Raw genomic sequence first — 22,659 nt, 5'->3', positions numbered from 1 at the left:
ATCTTGCAGATTAAGATGGCTTTGTTTTATCCACATAAAACTTGGTCATTTGTTTAAGCAGTTGATTATTCATCGGTAAATCGCCCCTATTCATCCGCCCTAATCATCAGTCATCATCCCATGCTCGGCGCGGTATTTTGCCATCACCGCCAGATAGCCTGCTCGATAATCAGCAAACTTTAGCCACGCAGGATCGATGTTGCCACAGATTCGCTTGCCGCTTGGGTGGGTCTGAATGGGCTTGGGCGGTGGGTAGCACATCTGTTTGGCGATAAAGCTTAGCACCTCAAGGCTTGTGGCAGGCATGCTGTCTGTGGCCAGATAGATCAGCTTTGGGGATGATAGCAGCATAATCTGTACCAGCACCGTCACCAGATCGCTATCCATGATGCGATTGGTATAATGATGGCTTGGCACGCCTGACTGATGTGCATCAGCTGCCTGATCGATCAGCCGCGTGCTGTCCAGATGATAGATGCCGCTTGGTCGCACGACGACTGCTTTGTCACCAAAAGTCGTTTGCAGTACTACTTCGGCTTGTCTGAGGACTTGGGCGGTCGGGCTTGATGGCACAGCAGGCGTACGCTCATCGATCCACTCGCCATCATTCTCGCCATAGACGGCCGTCGATGACACGAATAATATCTGCTGAAGATGTTGATGCCACGCATCAAAGCTGTCTGCCAGCTGTGACAGATGCTCACAGACCGCCAGATAGCTGTCTTGATAATCCTTCGCGGTCGCGCGCGCACCTGTTGGCGATCTGGGCGTCACGATGATGGCAATATGCGTCACACCTGCCACATCGTCAGCCGTCAGACTTCTGGCGTCTTTTTGTAAAAATCGGATATGATCCTCATCATACTGATGATGACTTCTGGCAACGGTCGTGACAGTGTCGCCTTGATCGACCCCTGTGATGGCTAACTGTTTGGCCAGTGGCTTGCCGATGCGTCCTTGACCGATGATCAGATAATGTGCCATTGGATTTTCCTTATGTCTGTGATTTTTGGATCAAAAATAGCGCTGTAGTGACAGCATGGCTTGAGTGTTATCACTGTCATATAATTTTTCGTGCTTGGCCGTCAAGCGCAGTGCATGCACACGGTCGATGTCCGCTTGCATACCGACACGCACAGATGGCTGCAGATAGCCCGAACGCACACCATCGGCGCGATCAGGATGATAATAATAAGGCAGTGATACCTCCGCCATCGCGCGCAGCCTTGGCGTAGCATAATGCACGCAGCCTGCCACTGCACCCAGCCCAAGTCGATAGCCTTGATTGATGCGGCCAACTTGCACGCCGCCATCAGCCAGCGCATAGCATACCGTGTCCGCGATCTCACCACTGCCCGCTCTTGCCTGACCCAGCGCCCAAGATTTGCCTTTTTGGATGCCCAGATCCATCACCAGATGATCTTCATTGGCGGTGCTTGAGGCATCAAAACTTTGGATAAAGCCCAGTCGCATGCCGGTGGCTTTGCCGATGCCTGTAGGATCGGTGGCGTTATTTTTGGCGGTGTTGGCAGGGTTTAGGCTGCGTGTGGCAAAGATGGTCAGCTCATTGATTTTTGCTTTCTCAGCATCTTTGATGACATCCAACGACAGCAGTCTGACATCGAGCAGCGCTCGCACGCCATTGGGATTATCCAGCAGATCTTGATAAGCGGCATTGATCTGCACGCCATAGACCGCGCGGTCATCGTGCCGATCATCCATCCCTGCCCCTAGCCCAATGCGATGCACGGGTGTGGCATGGATGGGATTGTTGCGACTGGGCAATATGCTATCAGGATCCATCGCTTGGCCGTGATTTAAGGCGGCTTGGCGGATGGTGGCGTTGGATGGGATGAACTTTTGGCTGCGCACAAAACCTTGGTCTGCCAAAATCGATGCGATACGCGAGGGGATGACGATTTTGCCGACATGCGCGCGCAGATTGGCCTGTGGTCGCACCACATCGATCAAACGCACGATCTCGGTGGCACAATTATCATGGGTAAAAAAGTACGGCCGCGCCATGTCCTTGACCTCCCAGATATGACGGATGATCTGCGCCACTTCCTCGCTGGTCAAATCCAGCTCAAACTGCCACAGATCTCGTTCATCTTTCACCAGATAATCTTCAGCCTTTTTGGAAAATGGCATGATCTCCATCACCCCCGGATAGCCGCCAACCAAGGATTTGAGCGTCGAGCGGATCATCGGATCAGGGCTATCAGACTGCACAGTGTAATTGATCGCCATCGCCTGCGCGTCCTGCCTTTGATCATCATCAGCGCGCATCAATACATGCGCAAAAGCCGAAGCGATATTATTAGGATGCTCTTCGGCAAAGACCAATGACAGATGCTTGGCATTTAAGGATTTGGCAAATGCTTGAAAATCTGCGCACTCATCACCTGCCACGCCGCTGTCGATGCCCATCTTCGCCAGCTCATCCTGTAGATAATGCACACGCGCCACGAAACGGCACAGCGCATCAGCATCTCCCGCCTGCATCGCCTCTAGCATCGCGATCAGCTCAGCATGCGCATCCTGATGACCTGTGGGCGCCAAAAAGAATCGTGGGTTATCTAAGCTGCTTTGATCGGCTGATTTTTGATGATCTGAAAACAGCAGCAGCCGTCGCCAGCCGACAGCGTCGCTGATTTGTCGCAGCTTTTTGGCATCAAGTCCATAAGGATAAGCTTGGGCGTGGTTTTGGGTGGGCGTCACAGTATCATCACTGGCCTTGGCAGGCATGGATAGCAGCATGCCAACCCAAGCAGGCAGCATCAGAGCATAAGCAGCGTATCGGGCTTTGGTGCGTAGCATCCTAAAATCGACAGGCATTTGAGATCCTTTTAAATGAGTACAATTTTAAATAAGTATCATAAGCGTCATTGTAGCATAAGCATGCCTAATATCCATGCCCAAATTGTCATCAAAGCTTGGCCAAATCTGTGCTACAATATCATCGCCGCAAGGCTCGTCTCACTCATCGAGCGGCAGATTCATCCGATATTGGCTTCATCAGACACATTGAGAATGCGCATGGCTACCCAATTTAGCATCAAAAACGGCATCTTAATTGGTGCAGAGTTCTTGGCATCACCGAACTTCAATGCTCGGCCCAGTGACGCCACAGGCATCATCAGCGGCATCGTCATTCATAATATCAGCCTGCCGCCTGCCAATTTTGGCCAAACCAATGTCCAAGGTCTGCATCATGTCAAAGCCTTTTTTCAAAATCAACTAAACCCAGACGATCACGCCTATTTTCAAACCATCAAAGATTTACAAGTCTCAGCACATCTGTTCATCGAGCGCGATGGCAGTGTCACACAGTTTGTCAATTTTAATGATCGCGCTTGGCATGCTGGCCGCTCAGCGTATCTGGGGCGCAAAGAATGCAATGACTTTAGCATCGGCATCGAACTTGAGGGCGCTGATCATCTGCCTTATGAGGCAGTGCAATATCAGGTGTTAAGCCAAGTGATCGCCGCCATCCATGCAGCCTATCCTGCCACGCGCCGACATTTGATGGGTCATAGCGACATTGCTCCAGGCCGCAAAACTGACCCTGGCGTGCATTTTGATTGGCAAAAACTGCGTGTCATGGTGGCAGCACTGATGAAATCACCCGACCCAAACGATGCATGAAATTTACAAAATGTATCAATCAATCTTCACAAAGCTAAGCAAAATTGTCAAAAACCTAGTAAAATAGCTCAATTTTTGGCAATTACCGATCATTATGGCAAAATCTCGGCTTTTTCGCTCGACTATGGTCGTCAGCTCCATGACCATGCTATCACGCATTTTAGGCTTGGTGCGCGATATGGTGCTGATGGGTGTTTTTGGTGCTGGCGGCTTGATGGACGCTTTTTTGGTGGCCTTTAAGATCCCAAATTTCTTGCGTCGTTTATTCGCTGAGGGCGCATTTAGCCAAGCTTTTGTGCCGATTTTGACCGAGTATAAAGAAACGCGCAGTTTTAATGAAGTGCAGCTGCTCATCAGTCGCGTCTCAGGCGTGCTGTCATCGATACTGCTCGTGCTGACGGTGGTGGTAATTTTGCTTGCGCCACAGGTGGTGTATGTGTTCGCACCAGGCTTTGCAGGCGATGCCACCAAATTTAATGCTGCAACCGAGCTGCTTCGGCTGACTTTCCCATATCTGCTGTTCATCTCGATGACGGCGTTTTTTGGCAGCATCCTACAAAGCTATGGACGCTTTGCTGCGCCAGCCTTTGCGCCTGTCTTATTGAATCTGTGCATGATTGGTGGTGCGCTGTTGGTGTCTCCGCTTCTTGACAAGCCCATCATGGCGCTAGGGTATGCAGTCGCGCTCTCAGGCCTGCTACAGCTACTACTCCAACTGCCGCAGCTGTGGCAACAAAAGCTACTGGTACCGCCCTCTTTGGGCTTTGGCGATGAAGGCGTTCGGCGCATTCTAAAGCTGATGCTACCTGCCATCTTTGGTGTGTCTGTTACCCAAATCAACTTACTGCTTAGTACCGTGTTTGCCTCCTTGATGATCGCAGGCTCGGTATCGTGGATGTACGCTGCCGAACGCCTAAGCGAGTTGCCATTAGGATTGATCGGCGTGGCCATCGGCACGGTGATTTTGCCAAGTCTGTCCTCTAGCCGCGCGAAGTCCGATCATGACACATTTAAAAAGACCATGGACTGGGCAGCGCGCTTGATCATCGTCATCGGTCTGCCAGCAAGTCTTGCGATGTTTGTGCTGTCGGATGTCTTGATGGATGCTTTATTTGTGCGTGGTCAGTTTACCCATCAAGATGCGCTGATGAGCGGTGTTGCGCTGAAAGCATTATCGGGCGGCATCTTGGGATTTATGCTAATTAAGATTTTTGCGCCTGCGTTTTTTGCAGGTCAAGACACCAAAACGCCCGTGAAGATTGGCATCGTGTCGGTGTTTGCTAATATGATTTTTAGCGTGCTGTTTATCGGGCTGTTTTATTTATTGCAACTGCCGCTGCATGGCGGTCTGGCGCTGGCAACGACCGCGGCAAGTTTTGTCAATGCAGGTCTGCTGTACGCCCTACTGCACCGCCGTGGCATTTTTAGATTTGGCGCTCATTGGAAAAAAATGTCGCTGCAGTTTGTGATCGCATGCATCGCGATGGTGGCGGCACTGTATGCCATTTTGCCATATTATCCGCTGGATGGCGCTCAATGGCTAAAAATTGCCATCTTATTAGGCATCTGCGCACTTGGTGCTGTGGTGTATGGCATTGTGCTGCTGGCCACAGGGTTTCGACCGCGGCAGTTGCGTCATGGTTAGATCTGCCAACACCTGATGGCAGCATACATTTAAGTCAGCGTCACAGTATTGACACAAGCCATACAAAGCGCACACAAAACTCACTTGTAAGTTTCGGTAATACCCGTAAAATATTAAGTAACTTAACTAGATATGGACACTGTTTGGACAGTCTGCAATGTAAACACACAGGATCGGCTTAAATGCAGTTGATGACTCAATAAGATGATTTAATCCGATCACCAAGCGCATCACAGAGCAATTTGTCCAACAGGATTCAAACATTAACAACGAAAAAGGAAATGATTATGCTAACTTCAGTCAGCCAACCCGTCGCCAAAAATATCGACCCAACCTTAAATCTAGAACAGATTCGCGCCCAGTGCCAAGCCTTAGCAAAATCACGCGCCAAGGTCTCTGCTGGCGTTGCGGTGATTCCATTGCCTTTTTTGGATGTGGCGGTCGATGTGGCGATGCTTACCAAGCTATTGCCTGAGATTACTGAGCGCTTTGGCTTGGCAGATGCTGCCGATTTGGATAAATCAACCGAAGAAGCACGCAAGCAAAGCATAAAAGAGCGCATCATGGCCATCGGTGGTCTGGTCGCAGCACGCGGCGTGGTGAATAAGACCGTACAAGGTTTTGGTGGTCGCTTTATCGGCAAGCAAGTCAGCAAATACATTCCGCTGGGTGGCTCAATGGTCGCAGCAAGCTTGGGCTATATGATTTTTAAGAAAATTGCCTTTGATCATATCGAAGAGTGCTATAAGCTTGCCAAGCAAGCACAGCGTGACAGTGTCGCTGGCTAATGACTTTTGATCACTTTGCTTAAGTTTATAGCTTAGCAGACCAACTCTTAAGCTCTAAGTAATTCTTATTTGCGATTACTTAGAGCTTTTGCCATATATTGCGGTCTTTTTTCGCTTTTGGCATAACAAATGTGACGGTTTTGTTTGAGAAAATCGCACAAACAAGCTAAAATACACTGTCTATGGGTGTATGTTGCCCAACTCGTTTATTTGCCAGTAATTACGCAACACTGGCACAATCCCTGTCCGAGCCAATAAGCCAAGGTACTATTATGACTTTTGTTGTAACTGATAACTGCATCCGCTGCAAATACACTGACTGCGTCGAAGTCTGTCCTGTTGATTGTTTTTATGAAGGTCCAAACTTTCTGGTGATCAATCCTGATGAATGTATTGACTGCGCACTGTGCGAGCCTGAATGCCCTGCCAATGCGATCTTCTCTGAAGATGAAATCCCAGCTGGCCAAGAAGAATTTCTTGCCATCAACGAAGAGCTGTCTGGCATCTGGCCGAACATCACCGAGAAAAAAGATCCTCTGCCAGAATACGAGAAATGGGATGGTGTCAGCGGTAAGATTGAGTATCTGGAGCGCTGATTTGATCACGCCATTTGATGGATGCGCCCGTGCCTTGCATGGGCGTCTTGTTTTGGTAAGCGCTACATCATGAGCAAAAAGCCATCCTTTTCGATCGCTCGCTTGATGCGAACTTTGGTCAGCTATCTGCTGATATTTATGGTGATGTACACCGCCATCAACCTCTGGCGCGCACCCTCAGCGCCCGATGCACCCACGCTCGGCCTAGCCAAGACGGGTGTGCCTGATGCACTGGCTGCCAGTCATGAAGCACCTGTTTTGGTATATTTTTGGGGAACTTGGTGCCACATCTGCAGCATCACCAGTCCCTCTGTACAGGCACTAAAAGACAGTGGCTATCAGGTGCTTGGTGTGGCTGTCTCATCAGGTGATGACGAAGTGCTGCATGCCTATATGCGCACACAGGGCTATGATTTTAACACCATTAATGATACTGATGGGCAGATCTTTCGGCAATGGCAGGGGCAAGTCACCCCTTCTTACGCCATCATCAAAGATGGCAAAATCACCCAAAGCTTTACTGGTATCGCGCCATTATGGTCGTTAAAATTAAGAATGTGGTGGTCATAATGACAACCAAAAAGCCCATCGATGGATGAGCTTTTTGAGGCGTGGTCAATTAAGTGCGCTTTAATACTGTCATTTATTGGCATCAACACTCCGATGCAGGTTTACCCACCATCAAATAAAACAGTAGGCCATTAAACCTGCTGTTTTATTTGATTAGCACATTACTTCCAAATATCTGAACGCACCTTTTGGGCAAGTTTTGGATATTTGTTGATGTCAAACACTGGCTTATCCACGCCTGCTTTGAGCTGAGCGTTATAGTCTTTGACCAGTGTAAACACATAGCGTGATAGCAGCACGATGGCGATTAGGTTGATAAATGCCATCACACCCATCGTCAAATCGCCCATATCCCACACCACAGCCACCTTGGTCACCGCACCAAAATACACAAAGCCAAGCACCGCCATGCGGAATAAAGTCAGCAAAAATGCATTATTCTTCAAAAACTGCATATTCGACTCGGCATAAGCATAGTTACCGATGATGGTCGAAAACGCCAACATAAACAGGACAAACGCCAAGAAATATTGACCCCACCAGCCCACATGGCTTTCAAGTGCCATCTGCGTCAGCTGTACACCTGACAAATCAGCAGCATTCTCCGGCATCACCGCAAGCAAAATCACAAACGCCGTGCACGAGCAAACAATCAGCGTATCCACAAATACGCCCAGCATCTGAATGATGCCCTGCTCTACAGGATGCTTGACATTGGCAGCGGCAGCGGCGTTTGGTGCAGAACCTTGGCCAGCTTCGTTTGAGTACAGACCACGCTTGATACCCTGCATCATCGCCACCGATACCATTGAGCCAAACAGACCTCCGCCCGCTGCCTCAAAAGTAAACGCCTTGGTAAAAATCAATGAAATCACGCTTGGGATTTTATCAATATTCACACCGACAATATACAATGCAACCAGTAGATAAAACAGTGCCATCACAGGGACAAAAGTCTCAGCAATCTTCGCCACACGAGTAATACCACCAAAGATAATCGGCGCAGTCATCACCACAAGCACCGCACCCACGACGTGCTTATAAATTTGCCAATCAGCTTGGCAAGCATCATTTTCACTCACACAGCCTGCTGCTGATTGGATCGCAAGCGCGATTGAGTTTGACTGAATCGACTGATACACAAAGCCAAAGCAGACGATCAACGCGATGGCGAACACCAAGCCAAGCCATTTTTGACCCAAACCCTGCTCGATATAATACGCAGGACCACCGCGAAAACGCCCCGTATGCTCATCACGCACCTTGAATAGCTGAGCCAGACTGCTCTCGGCCAATGCCGAGCACATACCAATCAAGGCAATCAGCCACATCCAAAATACCGCACCAGCACCACCGATACCGATAGCAATCGCGACACCTGCGACATTACCAACACCGACACGACTCGCAAGACCCGTTACAAAGGCCTGAAAGCCTGAGATGCCATCAGCATCGTTGTCATTTTTGCGGCTGCCAAGCATCGTTTTGATACTTTGACCAAATAGGCGAAACTGTGCAAATCCTGAGAAAACAGTAAAGAAAAAGCCAATACCGACCAACATCCAAATCAACACATCCCATAAAGGTGCGCTAAAGGCATTGACTGTACAATGTAAAATCTCGACAAAGCTTGGCTTTGCCGTACAAGAAAGTGGATTTTCGTACATAAAACACTCCATCTTGATGGCAACCCATCACCATCCAAGATAAAAAAGCACAAAAAAAGATGATAGCAACTTGCCATCATCTTCCTTAATTCAACAGTTTTTATAATTGACTATACAATATAAAAAGTAATGCGTATTATAACTGATTTTTTAGTAACAATCACGTAATTTTAGAGAAATATCTTAAAATTCATTAAAATTACAAAGCCATCACCATCAGCGTTATTTATGAGCGATTAATGTGCTTGACCTGCCTTTTCTTCTCGTAGGCTTAAGAACCAATGCAGAATAATCGCTGCAAAGGTCGCCGTACCAATACCACCCAGATTAAATTCACCAATCATTAAGCCAAAATCACCAGTGCCAAGGATGATGGTGATGGCAGCAACCATCAGGTTTTTGTTGCTGGCAAAATTCACCTTATTATCAATCCAAATCTTCGCCCCAGCAATGGTAATCAGACCAAACACCACGATCGAGGCACCTGTTAGGACTGGACTTGGAATGGTCTGAATCATCGCACCAAATTTCGGTGAAAAGCCCAGTACCATCGCAAACACACCTGCCACCACAAAGATGATGGTTGAGTACACACGAGTCACCGCCATCACGCCGATATTCTCGCCATATGTGGTCATGCCTGTGCCACCCACACCTGCTGATAAGGCAGTCGCCACACCATCAGCAACGAAGGCTTTGCCAAGCTGTGGAGTTAGGTTTTCGCCAGTCATTGCACCGACCGCCTTGATATGACCCAAGTTCTCCGCCACTAGGATAAATGCCACTGGCGCAATGATCAGCATGGCGTTGGTATCAAAGGTTGGCGAGCTAAAATTCGGCAAACCAAACCAAGCAGCATCACGAATCAAGCCAAAATTAATCGGCTCGCCCAAACCCATCACATTGGTTGCAATCGCATAAATCACATACGCCATCACAAGACCAAGCAGTAGTAGCAAACGCTGCATAAAGCCGCGAGCAAATACCGCAATCATCCCCATGCATAGCACAGTAATCAGCGCCATCCACAGCTCAAATGGCTTGCCTTGTACGCCTTTGACAGTCACTGGTGCTAGGTTTAGACCGATAATCATCACCACCGCACCTGTTACCACAGGCGGCATCAGCTTCTCAATCCAGCGTGTGCCTGTCGCCATCACAATCAGACCAATCACAGCATACAAGATACCACAGGCGATGATACCGCCAAGTGCTACAGATAGATTTGGATTCGCTCCTGAGCCTGTAGCGTGTGCTGTCGCTGCCGCCACAACGCCAATAAATGCAAAGCTTGAGCCCAAATAGCTTGGCACACGCCCACCTGTCATCAAGAAAAATAAAATCGTGCAGACACCCGACATCATGATGGCAAGATTGGCATCAAAGCCCATCAAAAGCGGTGCCAACACCGTCGCACCAAACATCGCCAGCACGTGCTGCAGACCCAGCATGATACTTTGACCTACCGGTAAATATTCATTGGTGGCAACAGGTTGCGTATTGATATCGCCTTGATAAGGCTGCCATTTTGGGAACCAGCTCATAATAACTCCAACGGTATTTGATGCACCAAAAAACGGCGAATGGAATTTTCCAATCACCTTGCATCATCATTTGCTTAATAAAGTGAGATATTTTTATAAAATTTCACTATTGTACTACATTTGGGTGATGAATGTGTAGGATTTATAACTGTCATAACCAAAAAATTGGAATGATGGGTCACACTAAGTCGCTAGCCATGTACTTGTTATTTTGTTACAATGCTTAGTGCCAATTTTAAAAAATCCATTTTTAAAATGCAAATAAGGAAAGCCAGTAAACTTATCAAAAAAGGATTTGTCATGCCAAGTTATTATCAATTCTTAGACCGCCAAGAACAAGCCGATGGCAGTATCATCGCTCGCTACATAAGCACCAACCACGCCCAAGGCGCTTGGAATGAGCACGAACAGCACATGGCGCCTGCCACAGGCATCATCAGCCACGAATTACAACATTTCTCCCCACGCACCGATATGCGTATCGCTCGCATAAGCCTAGATATTTTTGGACTGATTCATGCCGGTGAATTTGAGATCACCACTCGCACCATCCGAGCAGGTCGCACCATTGAGCTGATCGAATCAGTCATGACCGCCAAAGGCAAAGTAAGCATCACCGCTCGAGCATGGCGACTGCAGATGAGTGACACAAGTGCCGTCGCAGGACTCGAAGATACACCAGTCGCCATCTCGGATAATAGATGGCCGATGGATGTGCAGTGGGCAGGTGGATTTATCCGAAGTGTAGAGGCCTGCACCGATGATCGCCGTGCAGGTCGTGGCGTGGTATGGCTGAGCAATGACCTTGAGATGGTCGAAGGCGTGCCGACGACGGACTTTGTACGGTTAATGGGTATGGTCGATGCCGCCAATGGTGTCGTACCACGCATCGAGCAGCAGACGATTGAGTGGCTATTTCCCAATCTAGACCTGCAAATTCATCTATATCGCCTACCCGTCGGCAAACGACTAGGCTTACAGAGCATACAACAAATCGGTGATGATGGTATCGGCCTCACCAGTAGTATCTTGCATGATGAGCTTGGGCCATTTGGTCGCAGTGAGCAAATTTTGACGGTGAGGCAGCTACATGGATGATACTGCCGCACAAGTCAATCACGCCAGCTTTTGGCAAAATCGCTATGACCAAGGTCAGACCAACTGGGATGCTGGTAGCATCACTACACCGCTCAAGACCTATATTGATCAGCTTGATAATCGCCATCAACGCATCTTGATCGCTGGTGCTGGCAATGCTCATGAAGGTGCTTATCTGCACCAGCAGGGTTTTGATCGTGTGTTTTTATTGGATTTTGCCACAGCACCGCTTGAGCGATTTGCCAAAGCTTATCCAGATTTTCCCCGTGATCATTTATTATGCCAAGATTTCTTTGATCTTGATGGACTAACCTTTGATTTGATTTTGGAGCAGACTTTCTTTTGTGCCATTCATCCCAATCGGCGACAGGATTATGTCAAACAAATGCATCACTTATTGGCGACAGAGGGCAAATTGGTCGGCGTGTTGTTTGATTGGCAATTTGAGACATCGCCACCTTTTTCTGGAAGTATTGATGAATATTTGACACTGTTTTCAGAATATTTTTATATTAATACGATGGCACCTTGTTATAATTCCATCCCCGCCCGCCAAGGCAAAGAACTGTTCATTCACTTAACCAAAAAATAGTCATCACCTACCCCAAGTCACCACATTCATCACCATAAGTTGCCGATTATCCTTTGTAACTTACATCATTTTGGCTTATAATAAGGAGTTTATTAAAATTTTCCAGCAGCGAGATACTCATGAGCGAGCCAATCGATTATAAAAACACCCTAAATCTTGCCGATACCGCCTTTGCCATGCGTGGTGACCTTGCCAAGCGTGAACCGCAATGGCTTGAACAATGGCAAAAAGACGATGTCTATGGACAGATTCGTAAGGCTCGTCAAGGTCGCAAAAAATACACCCTACACGATGGCCCGCCGTATGCCAACGGTCAAATCCACCTAGGCCATGTGGTCAATAAAGTCCTAAAAGACATCATCGTCAAATACAAAACTCTAGACGGCTATGATGCACCGTATGTGCCAGGCTGGGACTGTCACGGTCTGCCAATCGAACAAAAAGTCGAAGGCTTACTGGGTAAAGTTGGTCAAGAAAAAGACGGCCGCATCATCTCATCGACCGAATTTCGTGGTGCGTGCCGTGACTACGCCAAAAGCCAAATTGCCCTACAAATGGCGGATTTCAAACGCCTAGGCGTGCTAGGCGACTGGGAAAATCCATATCTGACGATGAATTTTCAAACCGAAGCCGACACTGTACGAGCACTTGCCAAAATCTATGAAAACGGTCATATCGTGCGTGGCATGAAACCTGTCAACTGGTGTCTGGACTGTGGCTCTGCTCTGGCTGAAGCCGAAGTCGAATACGAAGACAAGACTTCTGACGCCATCTATGTCGGCTTTGATATTGTCAATCGTGAAACTCTAGCACAGACTGCCAACATCACAGGCAGCCTGCAAGCAGTGATTTGGACAACGACGCCATGGACACTGCCTGCCAACCAAGCCATCAGTGCGCACAGCGAGCTTGACTATGCCATCATCTCATCGGGTGAGCGTCATTTTATCGTCGCCAAAGATCTGACCGAAGACTTTGCCAAAGCCATCGCTTTGGAAGATTTTGCCATCATCACGACCGTCAAAGGTAGCGAGCTTGACACCCTAAAAGCCCAGCACCCATTGATTGCTGAGCGTCAAGTGCCAATCATCCTAGGCGATCATGTCACAGCTGATAGCGGTACAGGTCTTGTACATACCGCTCCAGCACACGGTGTCGATGACTATAATGTCGGCCGTGCGTACAACCTACCGACCGAAAACCCAGTCGCAGGCAACGGTGTCTATCTACCTGAAGCCAAAGTATTCGTCGGTGAACACATCTATAAAGCTCAGCCAAAAATCATCGATACGCTCAGCCAAACAGGTCATCTACTGGCACACAACAAAATCCGCCACAGCTATCCGCACTGCTGGCGACATAAGACGCCGATTATTTTCCGAGCGACGCCACAGTGGTTTATCAGCATGGAAGCCAAAGGCTTGCGTGAACAAGCTTTAAAAGACATTCCTGAAGTCATCTGGACGCCAGCATGGGGTCAAAACCGCATCGAGTCGATGATGAACGGTCGCCCTGACTGGTGTATCAGCCGTCAGCGTACTTGGGGTGTGCCGATTCCATTCTTTATCCACAAGGACTCAGGCGAGCTGCATCCACGCACTTTTGAGCTGATGGAAGAAGTTGCCAAACTCATCGAACAAGGTGGCGTAGAAGCATGGTTTGACGCCAGTGCCGAAGCGTTTATCGGTGCTGATGCTCAAGAGTACAACAAATGCACCGACACGCTCGATGTGTGGTTTGACTCAGGCTCAACCAACTTTGCCGTATTGGCTTGCCGTGATGAATTATCAAACCCTGCTGATCTATACCTAGAAGGCTCTGATCAGCACCGTGGTTGGTTCCAGTCATCGCTATTGGTCAGCGAATCCATCTATGGTCGTCCGCCATACAAGCAAGTGTTGACGCACGGTTTTACCGTTGATGCCAAAGGTCATAAACTGTCCAAATCCAAAGGCAATACCAAAGGCTTTGAGCCATCTGACATCGCCAATAAGCTGGGTGTGGACATTCTGCGTCTATGGGTCGGCTCATCAGACTATCGCTATGAGATGGCGGTGAGTAAAGAAGGCTTTGACCGTACGACCGATATGTATCGCCGTATCCGTAACACCATCCGATTCTTACTTGCCAATACCGATGACTTTGATCCAGCAAGCGATTTAATCGATGCTGACAAGCTTGTCAGTTTGGATAAATTTATCCTAACTCGCGCCAAAGCTGTCCAAGATGAAATCATCAGCTCATACACCAATATGGACTTCCATCAAGTCTGCCAAGCGGTGATGGGTTTTTGTTCGCAGGATTTGGGTGGATTTTATTTGGACATCATCAAAGACCGCACCTACACCACGCGTGCAGACGGTCATCCACGCCGCTCAGCACAGACCGCTCTTTATCATATCGCACACGCGCTACTACGCTGGATTGCACCGATTTTATCATTCACCGCCCAAGAAGCATGGCAAGTGCTCAAAGGCACGGACGGCTATATCTTCACCGCTGAATGGTATGAGCTGCCAACGCCTGCAATGACTGACATCTCAAGTGATGAATGGCAAGCCATCGTCGATGCCAAAGACATCATCAATAAAGCCATCGAAGATGCACGCACCGACAAGATCATCAGCAGTAACCTGACTGCCAAAGTCGCCATCACTGCACCTGCCCAAACTGCCGAGATTTTGGCAAAATTAGGCGATGAGCTTCGCTTTGTCTTCATCACCAGTGATGCCACTGTCAATACAGGTGATGTGCTGTCTGCTGTCATCACCCCTGCTGATGGTAGCAAATGTGTCCGCTGCTGGCATATCCGCACCGATGTCGGTCAAGACAGTAGCCATCCAGAGCTATGCACCCGCTGTATCGAGAACTTAGACAATGGCGAGGTACGCCACTATGCCTAATACTAACCAAATCCCAAATGGCAGCAAGGCAATGGGATACTATCTTATTGCCATCGTCGTGCTTGTGCTTGATCAGATTAGCAAATACTATTTTAAATTTGCCTTTGAAGAAGGTGATACGGTGAGCGTCATTGAGCCTGTACTCAACTGGACTTTGGCGTACAATCGTGGTGCTGCCTTTAGCTTTTTGGCAGATCAAGCAGGTTGGCAAAAGTGGTTTTTTGCGATCTTGGGTCTTGCCGTATCAGGCTTTATCATCGCCTATCTGCGTAAAGTGCCGAAGTGTGCTGGTGTGCTAAGCCTAGGGCTTGCGATGGTGCTAGGTGGTGCGATGGGCAATGTCATCAACCGCATCATTCACGGTTATGTGATTGATTTTATTCATGTGCATTATGCTGATGTATGGCATTATCCGATTTTTAATATCGCCGATATCGGTATCTGCGTAGGGATGATGCTCGTGGTCTATGATATGCTGTTCTTAGAAAAGAAACGCACGCTTGGGCAAAACTCATAAGACAATCAAAAAGGCTTAATCAGATGGATTAAGCCTTTTTAGCATCCGATACTGCATTAATTCTGCGATGTGCTCTCATTGGATAATTGATCCACGCCCAATCGCCGAAATTCCGCTTCAAGCTTGGCAGGATCGCATTGGCTGATATCATTTGCTTTTTTGCATTCTTCACGCAAGAGTTCAACTTTCCAGGCCGTATCAACTTTGTTGGCACGATACCCCATCTCAACAGAAAAGTTCATAGGAAAATAAATCACATATTCATCTTGAGCATGGTGCGGTGTCAGCCTTGCGCGTTTTAGTGCATGAATAATTACCCGATCTGCATCTGGCGAACCAGTATTTACAAACACCCGCTTAACCCTACCATTACCATTAACAACCATTTTAGCAGTTACATTTATATAACTGCGACCAGAACTGCTACAGTGCTGAAACAGCGGTATATCAATTGCAAAACACAGCTCAGGACCGCTTGAAAAATATGATGCATCTAGCATGGACAGATTGGGCTTTTTCACCCATCGTATTTGATCATCGTCTTGGCTAGGCATTTGGGATGCTTGCACTGATTGTAAGGCGGGACTAGCATCATCCGCCATCGCCACTGTCGCCACGCTAAGTAGTCCCATTGCTATTAATTTATGAATCAATTTCATCACTTATACCCTATCATTAATCCGACACCGCAACTTTTGCACCCATCAACACAAACACCGCACCCGAGCCAATATCCATATAACGCTTAGCTTTTTGACTGGTGAGCAGCTTGGATAATACCGTGCCTGCCAACATCGCCAAAGCCACAAGCCATACCGCCGAGATTATGGCATAAACCACACCAAGTAGCAGATAGGCAGCGGCATTATCCACTTGTGTCGCCACAATAAACTGCGGAAAAAACGCCAAGAAAAACAGTGCCACTTTGGGATTGAGCACATTGGTCATCAAGCCTGAACGATAGGCTTGCCATGCACTGATGGGGATGGTGTTGCTAGAGCTATGGATGGCAAGCTTAGTCGGATTTGTGATGGCATGATAAATTATCATCATACCCAGATACACCAAATATGCCGCACCCAAATATTTAATCATGCTAAACAGCATCGCTGATTTGGCGACAATCGCTGCCAGCCCCACGGCCGCAAGCACCGTATGCACCAGCACGCCGCTTGCCACACCAAGCGCCGCCATCGAGCCGATACGCTTATCATAGCCAATGGCACGATTGAGCACAAACACCGTGTCAATCCCTGGTGTCATCGCAAAAATAATCGTCGCCGTCACAAAGGTGGCAAATTCTTTGATGCCAAAGTGCAAAAGCAGCTCGCCAAACATGGTCAGTCCTTTTTTGGAAACTGATTCAGATTTTGCAAGTTTTGGTGGTGAATGTCAATGGATATTATGCTAAACTAAGGCAATTTTTGAGACATTATTTGACTATGAATACACCAATTTTACCCAATGAAGAAGTGCGTATCGCACATGGCAGCACAGTCAGTCTGCATTTTGAAGTTAGCCTACCAAATGGTACTGTCATCGACTCCACCTTTGACCGCCCTGAGCCTGTCAGCCTAACCATCGGTGACGAAAGCTTGCTTGCCGGTTTTGAAAAGGTACTAATCAACCTAAAAGCTGGCGATACTCGCACCGCCCACTTGCCTGCCGATGAAGCCTTTGGGCAATGGAATAGCGAGAATGTACAGAGCTTTGCCCGTGCACAATTTGCTCTATCTGAGCCAAACCCTGTCGTCGGTATGATGATGGAGTTTGCCGATAAAGGTCAAAATTCACTCGTGGGCGTCATCAGCGAAGTGGGTGATGATACGGTCAAAGTGGATTTTAATCACCCATTGGCAGGCTCTGATGTGCTGTTTAAGGTACAGATTTTTAAGGTCACACCAAAAGGCGAAGTCGGCGTTCAGCTGCGATGACCTCTGCACATCAATAAGTTCGGTACAATATAAAATTGGGAGATAGCGTGCAAAGCAGCGAAACCACCTCAGCACAACTGACAAACTCCGTCGGCATCGTCACACCGCAGACCTTGGTGTTTGATGAGCCATTGACCTTAGAATGCCAACGCGTATTGCCATCGTTTGAGTTGGTCATTGAGACTTATGGCACATTAAACGCCGATAAAACAAACGCCATCTTGATCTGCCATGCCTTATCTGGCAGTCATCATGCCGCAGGCTTTCACAGCATCGACGATGCCAAGCCCGGTTGGTGGGATGCCATGATTGGCCCAAACAAAGCCATTGATACCAATGAGTTTTATGTCGTATGCCTAAATAATATCGGCTCATGCCACGGCTCAACGGGACCGACGACCATCAACCCCGAGACGGGCAAAATCTATGGCGCAGATTTTCCACTGATCACCATCAAAGACTGGGTGAAGACCCAAGTAATGCTCTCAGATCGGCTAGGCATTGACAAATGGCATGCCATCATCGGCGGCTCAATGGGCGGCATGCAAGCGCTACAATGGTCGGTCGATTATCCCGACCGCTTGGCACGAGCAGTCATCATCGCCAGCACGCCAAAGCTGTCCGCTCAGAACATCGCCTTTAACGAAGTGGCACGCCAATCAATCTTATCTGACCCTGATTTTCATGATGGCTGGTATTTGGAGCATGGCACCTATCCGCGTCGTGGCTTGATTTTGGCACGCATGGTCGGGCATATTACTTATATCACCGAAGATGCGATGAAAGCCAAATTTGGCCGCGATCTAAAATCAGGTAAATTCATGTATGGCTATGATGTCGAGTTCCAAGTTGAAAGCTATCTGCGCTATCAAGGCGAGCGATTTAGCCAAAATTTTGATGCCAATACTTATTTACTCATGACCAAGGCGCTCGACTATTTCGACCCGACGCGCGGCTATGTGCCTGATGCTCTGCCTGACGAACAGGCGCTCAAAGAGACTTTGGCACGCACCCAATGCCAATTTTTGGTGGTGTCATTCACGACCGATTGGCGGTTCTCTCCCGAGCGTTCGGTGGAGCTTGTAGATGCCTTGATCGCCAATCAAAAATCCGTCAGCTTCGTCAATATCGATGCGCCGCATGGCCATGACTCGTTCTTATTTGATATCCCTCGCTATGTCAATGCTGTCAAGGGCTTTTTGATGGCGCCAGCGATCCAGACTGCGGTGCGTGCCGATGGCATTTCGCCGACGACGATCTCAAAGCTTGCCAGACAATAGCGCAATGGTCGATCAACCCTCATCCACATCGTCCACATCAAAGGATCACTTATGAATAACATCGATCATCAACTGGCTGAAAAATGGATCAAACCCAAATCGCGCGTGCTTGATCTTGGTTGCGGTGATGGCACTTTATTGTTGCACCTACAAAAAACACTGGGTGTCACAGGTTATGGTCTTGAAATTGATGAAGCCAAAATTAATGAAGCCATCGGCAAAGGGCTGAATATCATCGAACAAGACTTAAACGATGGCTTGGCACGCTTTAGTGATAATAGCTTTGACACCGTGGTGATGGCGCGTGCGCTACAGGCGGTAAAATCCCCCGATCAGCTACTCATCGACATGCTCAGAGTTGCCAAAGAAGGCATCGTCACCTTCCCAAACTTTGCCTATTGGCAAAACCGCGTGTATCTTGGCATCAAAGGCATCATGCCAATGAGCGAGACGCTGCCACACGAATGGTATAACACGCCAAATATCCATCTGTGTACCTTTAAGGATTTTGAGCGGCTGTGCGATGACAATGACATCCGCATCATCGATGCCGTCGCCATCAGTGACAAACCCAGCCCAAAGCTACCGACAGCGCTGATGAATCGCTTGGTTAAGCGCGCACCGAATCTCTTGGCCGATGTCGCCGTCTATCGCATCGCCAAAAACTAACTGTGTGACAATAAATCACGATGACTGACATCGGTTAACTTATGGTTACGGTTTGTTTATTGAGATTGTCATAAAAAAGCGCTATACTTAGTGGTTGTGATGATCTTCATCTTAGATCAGATCGATGGACTGATCTATGGATGAGTCATAAGATAATTTGCCCATGATGGTCGCTTTGGGAGCGCGATAGCATCGTTTAATATCCCACCAAGCGCCATTTTGACTGATTTTGCCACAGGAAATGACCATGAAATTTTTAAAAACCGCCCTTTTCATCGGCGTACTTGGCAGTGCTGTGTTGGCACATGCACAATCCTCAACGAGCAGCACTCGATTTGAGTCGATGGACATCACCGGCCTAACCAACCAAGCCGCCAGTGGCAATCATCATGCGCAATTTTTCTTGGCCAAGCGCCTGCAAAAAGGTGAAGGCGTCGCCAAAAACCCTGCGCAAGCTGTCTATTGGTACACACGCGCCGCCGAAAAAAACATCGCACCAGCACAGCTGAATCTGGGCATCATGTACCTGCGCGGTGAGGGCGTAAAAGCAGACATGGCCACAGGTCGAGCATGGCTTGAGCGCGCTGCCAATTTGGGCGATAATCGCGCAAGCTACGCACTGGCGATGATCGATGAGCAGCAGCAGCGCTTGGTGGATGCTTATAAATGGTACGATCTATCCACCCGCGATGGCATGCTTGATGACAATGTACGCAATCGCGCTAAGGCAAAAGTCAGCCAACTGGCACTAAACCTATCCTCAAGCGAGATCGAATCTGCCAAACGCAGCGCCAATGCTTGGTTCCAAAACCAATAACCTTTACCAAAAACCAAACAAACAGCCAATCGCGACAGATTGGCTTTTTTTGATTTTTAACATTTGCACGCATATAAAAGATGAACGCCCAAGACAAGCTTGAGCGTTCGGTGGAGAAAGTCATCTGTATGGATTAGAAAGTATAATTCACACCCACACGGTATTCACGGCCGACGCCTGGCAAGCCAGAAGTTGCACTGTGCGGTCTGTAATATTCATCAGTGATATTATTCACTGCTAGATTAATATTTACGTTATCATTGTTTAACGGCTTCCAATTTGCATATGCATCAGTGACATTATAGCCGTATTTGACCATATTTAAATCATTGCCTCGACTACCATTAATTTGCGTCATGTATGCACTTTGACCAGTCACATCTTCAACAAGGCGGTGATTTACACCAATTTCTAAATTTGGTTCAGCAAAACGGTAAGCAAGGCCTGCTGTCCAAGTACGACCGATTGTGCTACCAAATTCCCGATTGTCAAAACGGATTGGGGTACCTGTTGCGCTCAAGCTGCTGTAATACTCAGGATCACTTTCTGCAACACCAATTCGGGCAGTTAAGCCATTCCAACGGTAACGTGCATTTAGCTCATAACCTTTGTTTTTAGCATAACCAACATTAAATATTTTGTTGCCGCTATCATTGGCGGTATGGCGAGCACCACTGGTTAAGAGGTTATCAATTTCTTGCCAAAAGTAGGTGCCATCCACTGCCAAATTACCGTTGTTATAGTTAAAGCCGATTTCGGTATTTTTGGCGCGCTCAGCTTTTGTACCTTCAGCAATGTCAGCAGCACGGTTGCCTGCTGATAGTAGCGCATCCACTAAACGCGGGCTACGAGTTGCATGATTATGTACTGCATTCAAGCTTAATGTAGGAGTTGCTTGCCAGATTATGCCAACACTTGGGCTAAGGCTATCGTCAGTAACATTAGTACCCTTGACAGAGGTATAATCAAAGCGGTCGTAACGCACACCACCTGTTAAAGTTAAGCTACCTACAGTGCCAATAACTTCAGCATAGACTCCCAAATCATCTTTTTCGGTAGTTTGCAAAGCGCCGTTATTTTCGCGGTTTGGATCTGTTTCTTGGTGACGATAGTTTACACCATATTTTAGTAGAACATCATCATTGGCATATTTATCAAAACCAATATTAGCGCCAGTCGTTTTAACAGCTGTGTTGTTTTCGCTCGCAACACCACCTGCATAACCATTACCCGTATCACCTACCGATTGGCGTTCATTTTTCATAAAGTAAACATTAGCTTCAGCATCACCCAATGAACCAGCCTTGCCTTTATATTCCAAATTCGTATTTTGCATAGACAATTCACGATACTCACCGACATTACCATCAAATACATCGAACTCTTCACGAATGTTACGCACACCTTTATTGGTGGTATTAAAATGACTTAGGACAAAACGATGGTCGCTACCCAAATTATAACCCACTTTTGCAAGGTAGCTTTCTTTATCCATTGCTTGGAATGCTACTTCATCACTTGGATGCTCTGGATTAATTGCAGTATAAGGACTAACGTATTTAGTAGCTTCAGATTCAGAACTGGTGTGGCGGGTCGCTTTTGAACCAGGCTTATAATCATCTTGATTTACTTGGTTATAACTTACCAAGAAATCAAAATCACCCGACTTACCAAAACCTGTTACACCATAATTGTGCTCAGAATTTGAACTATAGCCTGCATTAACTTTTACACCCCAGTCTTTATCGTTATTTTTTAGCAAATCCTGAGCGTCTACGGTCTTGGCAACAATCGCGCCGTTGGTCGCACCGATACCTGCTGATGCCGATCCTGCACCTTTTTGGACACTAACGATCTTAACAAGGCTAGGATCCAGCATGTGGCGACCTTGATGGTATAGGATTTGGCTATCAGAATAGGCGTTATCCACCTTCACATCAATTGAGTTTTGACCCATACCACGAATTGTTAGATATGATGAAGTACCATTACCACCACTAAAGTCAATAGATGGTTCAGACTGTAAGAACTCTCGCAAGCCAGTTGCAGTACTCTCATCTTTTTCTTGAGCAGTCACCACATTGGTTTTTACCTTGGTGCCTTGACGGTCGATATTGACATATTCTGTCGCCAAAACAACTTCAGATGCCGATTCATCAGCGTGCGCTTGAGTAACAAAAGCAGCGCCCATCGCCAAAGTTAGGGGCAATAATTGAAACTTTTTCATAACAACTCCGATTATGATAGAAATATCAGCCAGTAAAACGACCTGCCAACTCACCAAACTCAACCAAAAAAACCTGAAAATGCGACAATTAAGCAAGCATAGCAAGGTATGGGTAAGGATTGTAGCAGACTATTTTTATTTTGTAAATGATAATTGATACTATT

20 protein-coding genes are annotated in these 22,659 nt (G+C 47.5%); 13 read left to right on the top strand and 7 right to left on the bottom strand.

What is annotated here, in order from left to right:
• Positions 1-99 precede the first annotated feature (99 nt).
• Positions 100-984: a Rossmann-fold NAD(P)-binding domain-containing protein gene (locus B0681_RS07650; RefSeq protein ID WP_078318147.1), complete on the bottom strand. Its 885-nt coding sequence runs from the start codon at positions 982-984 to the stop codon at positions 100-102.
• Positions 985-1,014: 30 nt separating this feature from the next.
• On the bottom strand, positions 1,015-2,838 hold the full coding sequence (locus B0681_RS07645; RefSeq protein ID WP_078318146.1) for an Lnb N-terminal periplasmic domain-containing protein: 1,824 nt from the start codon (positions 2,836-2,838) through the stop codon (positions 1,015-1,017).
• A gap of 195 nt (positions 2,839-3,033) precedes the next feature.
• On the opposite strand from B0681_RS07645, the gene ampD reads away from it, so the two are divergent.
• From ampD to B0681_RS07620, 5 genes are all read left to right on the top strand, one after another.
• Positions 3,034-3,648 carry a 1,6-anhydro-N-acetylmuramyl-L-alanine amidase AmpD gene (gene ampD / locus B0681_RS07640; RefSeq protein WP_407661977.1) on the top strand — a complete coding sequence of 205 codons (615 nt, stop codon included), beginning with the start codon at positions 3,034-3,036 and terminating at the stop codon, positions 3,646-3,648.
• A 94-nt stretch (positions 3,649-3,742) separates the two neighbouring features.
• Positions 3,743-5,293 (top strand): murein biosynthesis integral membrane protein MurJ, encoded by a 1,551-nt coding sequence (gene murJ / locus B0681_RS07635; protein ID WP_078318145.1) that lies wholly within the window; start codon positions 3,743-3,745, stop codon positions 5,291-5,293.
• Between the two features lie 287 nt (positions 5,294-5,580).
• Positions 5,581-6,081, top strand: coding sequence for a hypothetical protein (locus tag B0681_RS07630; protein WP_078318144.1), 501 nt, complete (start codon positions 5,581-5,583; stop codon positions 6,079-6,081).
• A gap of 272 nt (positions 6,082-6,353) precedes the next feature.
• Entirely contained in the window at positions 6,354-6,677 is a 324-nt protein-coding gene (gene fdxA, locus B0681_RS07625) for a ferredoxin FdxA (RefSeq protein WP_078318143.1), read from the top strand.
• A gap of 69 nt (positions 6,678-6,746) precedes the next feature.
• A complete protein-coding gene (locus tag B0681_RS07620) occupies positions 6,747-7,247 on the top strand; it encodes a protein disulfide oxidoreductase (protein ID WP_078318142.1) in 501 nt (166 codons plus the stop codon).
• Positions 7,248-7,408: 161 nt separating this feature from the next.
• On the opposite strand, the gene B0681_RS07615 is transcribed toward B0681_RS07620, so the two are convergent.
• Both B0681_RS07615 and B0681_RS07610 read right to left on the bottom strand, forming a co-directional pair.
• Positions 7,409-8,914 carry an alanine/glycine:cation symporter family protein gene (locus B0681_RS07615; protein WP_078318141.1) on the bottom strand — a complete coding sequence of 502 codons (1,506 nt, stop codon included), beginning with the start codon at positions 8,912-8,914 and terminating at the stop codon, positions 7,409-7,411.
• A gap of 236 nt (positions 8,915-9,150) precedes the next feature.
• Entirely contained in the window at positions 9,151-10,461 is a 1,311-nt protein-coding gene (locus B0681_RS07610; protein WP_103034486.1) for a solute carrier family 23 protein, read from the bottom strand.
• 297 nt (positions 10,462-10,758) lie between these two features.
• Here B0681_RS07610 and B0681_RS07605 point away from each other — a divergent pair, with 297 nt between their 5' ends.
• From B0681_RS07605 to lspA, 4 genes are all read left to right on the top strand, one after another.
• Complete coding sequence (locus B0681_RS07605) at positions 10,759-11,556, top strand: thioesterase family protein (protein ID WP_078318139.1); 798 nt, start codon at positions 10,759-10,761, stop codon at positions 11,554-11,556.
• Positions 11,549-12,148, top strand: coding sequence for a methyltransferase domain-containing protein (locus B0681_RS07600; protein WP_078318138.1), 600 nt, complete (start codon positions 11,549-11,551; stop codon positions 12,146-12,148). Before B0681_RS07605 ends, B0681_RS07600 begins: the two co-directional genes overlap by 8 nt.
• A 119-nt stretch (positions 12,149-12,267) precedes the next feature.
• Positions 12,268-15,051, top strand: a complete 2,784-nt coding sequence (gene ileS / locus B0681_RS07595; RefSeq protein WP_078318137.1) for an isoleucine--tRNA ligase — start codon at positions 12,268-12,270, stop codon at positions 15,049-15,051.
• Positions 15,044-15,568, top strand: a complete 525-nt coding sequence (lspA, locus tag B0681_RS07590) for a signal peptidase II (RefSeq protein WP_078318136.1) — start codon at positions 15,044-15,046, stop codon at positions 15,566-15,568. Before ileS ends, lspA begins: the two co-directional genes overlap by 8 nt.
• Before the next feature lie 56 nt (positions 15,569-15,624).
• On the opposite strand, the gene B0681_RS07585 is transcribed toward lspA, so the two are convergent.
• Together B0681_RS07585 and B0681_RS07580 are read right to left on the bottom strand one after the other, a co-directional pair.
• The gene (locus B0681_RS07585; RefSeq protein WP_078318135.1) at positions 15,625-16,227 is read right to left on the bottom strand and encodes an energy transducer TonB; all 603 of its coding nucleotides are present in this window, start codon (positions 16,225-16,227) and stop codon (positions 15,625-15,627) included.
• Between the two features lie 16 nt (positions 16,228-16,243).
• Positions 16,244-16,906 carry a LysE family translocator gene (locus tag B0681_RS07580; protein WP_078318134.1) on the bottom strand — a complete coding sequence of 221 codons (663 nt, stop codon included), beginning with the start codon at positions 16,904-16,906 and terminating at the stop codon, positions 16,244-16,246.
• 104 nt (positions 16,907-17,010) lie between these two features.
• Between B0681_RS07580 and B0681_RS07575 the strand changes: the two genes are divergently transcribed.
• The 4 genes from B0681_RS07575 to B0681_RS07560 all read left to right on the top strand — a co-directional run bounded on the left by B0681_RS07575 (position 17,011) and on the right by B0681_RS07560 (position 20,268).
• Positions 17,011-17,502, top strand: a complete 492-nt coding sequence (locus tag B0681_RS07575; RefSeq protein WP_078318133.1) for an FKBP-type peptidyl-prolyl cis-trans isomerase — start codon at positions 17,011-17,013, stop codon at positions 17,500-17,502.
• 47 nt (positions 17,503-17,549) lie between these two features.
• On the top strand, positions 17,550-18,782 hold the full coding sequence (gene metX / locus B0681_RS07570; RefSeq protein WP_078318132.1) for a homoserine O-succinyltransferase MetX: 1,233 nt from the start codon (positions 17,550-17,552) through the stop codon (positions 18,780-18,782).
• Between the two features lie 51 nt (positions 18,783-18,833).
• Complete coding sequence (gene metW, locus B0681_RS07565) at positions 18,834-19,451, top strand: methionine biosynthesis protein MetW (protein WP_078318131.1); 618 nt, start codon at positions 18,834-18,836, stop codon at positions 19,449-19,451.
• 247 nt (positions 19,452-19,698) lie between these two features.
• Positions 19,699-20,268 (top strand): tetratricopeptide repeat protein, encoded by a 570-nt coding sequence (locus tag B0681_RS07560; protein WP_078318130.1) that lies wholly within the window; start codon positions 19,699-19,701, stop codon positions 20,266-20,268.
• Positions 20,269-20,401: 133 nt separating this feature from the next.
• Here the strand turns inward: B0681_RS07560 and B0681_RS07555 are convergent, their stop codons facing one another.
• Positions 20,402-22,495: a TonB-dependent receptor domain-containing protein gene (locus B0681_RS07555; protein WP_078318129.1), complete on the bottom strand. Its 2,094-nt coding sequence runs from the start codon at positions 22,493-22,495 to the stop codon at positions 20,402-20,404.
• Between the last annotated feature and the right edge of the window lie 164 nt (positions 22,496-22,659).

The organism is Moraxella porci DSM 25326, assembly GCF_002014855.1.
In the GTDB taxonomy this organism is placed as follows: domain Bacteria; phylum Pseudomonadota; class Gammaproteobacteria; order Pseudomonadales; family Moraxellaceae; genus Moraxella; species Moraxella porci.
This window is presented reverse-complemented; position numbering and strand designations above follow the sequence as displayed.

What these genes read in the sequence shown, in the direction of transcription:
- B0681_RS07575 (WP_078318133.1), top strand. Translation starts at nt 17,011, where the DNA reads ATGAATACACCAATTTTACCCAATGAAGAAGTGCGTATCGCACATGGC.
- B0681_RS07620 (WP_078318142.1), top strand. Translation starts at nt 6,747, where the DNA reads ATGAGCAAAAAGCCATCCTTTTCGATCGCTCGCTTGATGCGAACTTTG.
- B0681_RS07645 (WP_078318146.1), bottom strand. Translation starts at nt 2,838, where the DNA reads ATGCCTGTCGATTTTAGGATGCTACGCACCAAAGCCCGATACGCTGCT.
- metW (WP_078318131.1), top strand. Translation starts at nt 18,834, where the DNA reads ATGAATAACATCGATCATCAACTGGCTGAAAAATGGATCAAACCCAAA.
- B0681_RS07585 (WP_078318135.1), bottom strand. Translation starts at nt 16,227, where the DNA reads ATGAAATTGATTCATAAATTAATAGCAATGGGACTACTTAGCGTGGCG.
- lspA (WP_078318136.1), top strand. Translation starts at nt 15,044, where the DNA reads ATGCCTAATACTAACCAAATCCCAAATGGCAGCAAGGCAATGGGATAC.
- ampD (WP_407661977.1), top strand. Translation starts at nt 3,034, where the DNA reads ATGCGCATGGCTACCCAATTTAGCATCAAAAACGGCATCTTAATTGGT.
- B0681_RS07650 (WP_078318147.1), bottom strand. Translation starts at nt 984, where the DNA reads ATGGCACATTATCTGATCATCGGTCAAGGACGCATCGGCAAGCCACTG.
- ileS (WP_078318137.1), top strand. Translation starts at nt 12,268, where the DNA reads ATGAGCGAGCCAATCGATTATAAAAACACCCTAAATCTTGCCGATACC.
- B0681_RS07600 (WP_078318138.1), top strand. Translation starts at nt 11,549, where the DNA reads ATGGATGATACTGCCGCACAAGTCAATCACGCCAGCTTTTGGCAAAAT.
- murJ (WP_078318145.1), top strand. Translation starts at nt 3,743, where the DNA reads ATGGCAAAATCTCGGCTTTTTCGCTCGACTATGGTCGTCAGCTCCATG.
- B0681_RS07615 (WP_078318141.1), bottom strand. Translation starts at nt 8,914, where the DNA reads ATGTACGAAAATCCACTTTCTTGTACGGCAAAGCCAAGCTTTGTCGAG.
- B0681_RS07630 (WP_078318144.1), top strand. Translation starts at nt 5,581, where the DNA reads ATGCTAACTTCAGTCAGCCAACCCGTCGCCAAAAATATCGACCCAACC.
- B0681_RS07555 (WP_078318129.1), bottom strand. Translation starts at nt 22,495, where the DNA reads ATGAAAAAGTTTCAATTATTGCCCCTAACTTTGGCGATGGGCGCTGCT.
- B0681_RS07580 (WP_078318134.1), bottom strand. Translation starts at nt 16,906, where the DNA reads ATGTTTGGCGAGCTGCTTTTGCACTTTGGCATCAAAGAATTTGCCACC.
- B0681_RS07605 (WP_078318139.1), top strand. Translation starts at nt 10,759, where the DNA reads ATGCCAAGTTATTATCAATTCTTAGACCGCCAAGAACAAGCCGATGGC.
- fdxA (WP_078318143.1), top strand. Translation starts at nt 6,354, where the DNA reads ATGACTTTTGTTGTAACTGATAACTGCATCCGCTGCAAATACACTGAC.
- B0681_RS07560 (WP_078318130.1), top strand. Translation starts at nt 19,699, where the DNA reads ATGAAATTTTTAAAAACCGCCCTTTTCATCGGCGTACTTGGCAGTGCT.